This window comes from Planctomycetota bacterium (assembly GCA_016872555.1).
Classification (GTDB): domain Bacteria; phylum Planctomycetota; class Planctomycetia; order Pirellulales; family UBA1268; genus F1-20-MAGs016.
In genome coordinates this window covers 1-1,763 of sequence record VGZO01000142.1, presented here as the reverse complement: position 1 = coordinate 1,763, position 1,763 = coordinate 1, and the positions used below count along the sequence as shown (strand labels likewise).

At 70.0% G+C, this 1,763-nt stretch carries 2 protein-coding genes; both read left to right on the top strand.

Translation table 11 applies throughout. The features are described 5' to 3' along the window. The coding region (chrA, locus tag FJ309_17545; protein MBM3956378.1) for a chromate efflux transporter at positions 1-1,124 on the top strand (1,124 nt) is incomplete at its 5' end. Continuing rightward, positions 1,121-1,763 (top strand): NAD(P)-dependent oxidoreductase (locus FJ309_17540; GenBank protein ID MBM3956377.1); only part of this gene is annotated, 643 nt, incomplete at its 3' end. The genes chrA and FJ309_17540, both read left to right, overlap by 4 nt.

Here is a 1,763-nt window from a genome sequence, read left to right as displayed (position 1 = left end):
ACGGCAGGCTCCGAGAGCTCGCCGCACTCGGCCTCGGCCTCGGGACCACCGCCTTCGGTGGCCCAGCAGCCCACATCGCGTTGATGGAACGGGAGGTCGTCGGACGCCGGCAGTGGCTCACCCGCGAACACTTCCTCGACCTCGTGAGCGCGTCGGCGATGATCCCGGGGCCGAATTCCACCGAGCTCGCGATGCATATCGGCTATCGGCGCGCCGGATGGCGCGGGCTGATCGTCACAGGGCTGAGCTTCATCCTCCCCGCGATGGTGATCACCTTGGGACTCGCGTGGGTCTATCTGCGCGCCGGGGCGCTGCCGGCGGTCGGCGGGATCCTCGCGGGGATCAAGCCCGTGGTCCTCGCCGTGGTGCTCCACGCCCTCTGGGGGCTGGGTGTGACGGCGATCCGTTCGGCGATGACGGCCGCGGTCGCAGTGGCCGCACTCGTCGCCACCTGGCTCGGCGTGCACGAGCTGACCATCCTCGCCGTCGCGGCCCTCGTGACGTGGACCGATCGACGCGTGATCGCCGGCGGCGACCCGCTCGCGCATCTCTCCGGGGCGATGCTGCCGGTCGCTATCGGCGGTTCCAGCGATGCCCTTCCGACCCTCGGCGGGATCCTCGCCGTCTTCGCGAAGGCCGGCGCCTTCCTCTTCGGGAGCGGCTATGTGCTCCTCGCCTTCCTCCGCACCGATCTCGTCGAGCGGCTCGGCTGGCTCACTGAGTCGCAACTCCTCGACGCGATCGCCGCGGGCCAGATGACGCCCGGCCCCGTGTTCACGACGGCGACCTTCATCGGATATCTGCTGGCGGGGTACGCCGGGGCGCTGGTCGCGACGGTGGGGATCTTCCTTCCGGCGTTTGTCTTCGTCGCGCTCACCGCGCCTGTGCTCGAGCGACATATGGCGCACCCCGATGTGCGGGCCGCCCTGCGCGGGCTGAATGCCGCTTCGCTCGCCCTCATGATCGCGGTGAGTCTCCCGCTCGGCCGTGCCGCGCTCGGCGCGCCAGGGCTCGGCGTGCCCCTCACCCTCCTCGCCCTCGTGGCGATCGTTCGCTGGCGTGTGAACGCCGGCTGGCTCGTACTGAGTGGCGGTGCGATCGGCTGGCTAGCTTCCATCGTATGACCACACCCATCGCCTTCCTTGGCACTGGACTCCTCGGCGCCGGCTTCGTCGAGGCCGCGCTCGGGCGCGGCGAGTCCGTCCAAGTTTGGAATCGTACCCGCACCAAGGCCGAGCCCCTCGCCGCGCTCGGTGCGACCGTCTACGACAAATCGGCCGAGGCCGTGCGTGGCGTGAGCCGTGTGCATCTCGTCCTGCAGGACGACGCCTCGGTCGATGCGGTGATCGAGGCGCTGCGCCCCGGCCTTGGCGCCGATGTGCCGATCGTCGATCACACCACCACGCGTCCCGACCTCACCGCCTCACGCGCCGCGCGACTCTCCGCCGCCGGTGTGCGATATCTGCACTGCCCCGTCTTCATCGGACCCCCGGGGGCGCGAAAGGCCGAAGGGGTCATGCTCGCCTGCGGCCCACATGCGTGGTTCGACGCTGTTCACCCGGCCCTCGCACGGCAGGCCTCACGGATCGAGTATCTCGGTGAGCGCGCCGATATCGCGGCGGCATTCAAGCTCGCGGGGAACGCCCTGCTCCTCGGCATCACCGGGCTCGTCTCCGATACCGTGACGGTGCTCGATCGCGCCGGTGTGCCCGGGGCGGATATCGCCAAACTGCTCGAGTATCTCAACCCGAGCCATGTGGTGG